This is a genomic window from Stenotrophomonas sp. SrG, from assembly GCF_050031795.1.
Classification (GTDB): domain Bacteria; phylum Pseudomonadota; class Gammaproteobacteria; order Xanthomonadales; family Xanthomonadaceae; genus Stenotrophomonas; species Stenotrophomonas rhizophila_A.
Genome location: NZ_JBNBBE010000616.1, coordinates 1 through 250, shown reverse-complemented (window position 1 = coordinate 250; position 250 = coordinate 1). Strand labels below are relative to the sequence as shown.

The window sequence follows — 250 nt, the reverse complement described above, 5'->3', positions numbered from 1 at the left end:
CGGCTGCAGGGTAAGTTCGTAACGCTGGGCCACGCGGAACAGCTTGATCAGCACGTCGGCCAGCGAGATCTGCGACAGCGGGCGGGTGAAGTACGGTTCGCATACCGAACGCGCGGCGGCTTCGAGTTCAGCGATGCGCACGTTGTTGGGCATCCAGCCGGCTTCGACATGGAGCTCGGCCATGCGCCGGTAATCCTTGTAGAAGATGGCCATGAAGTTTTCGGCCAGGTAGTACTGATCTTCCTCGGAA

Annotated in this window: 1 pseudogene; it reads right to left on the bottom strand. The window is 60.4% G+C overall.

The window, feature by feature from the left end:
• A pseudogene (locus tag ACQG3P_RS21045) lies at positions 1–250 on the bottom strand (ubiquinone biosynthesis regulatory protein kinase UbiB); the annotation flags it as partial.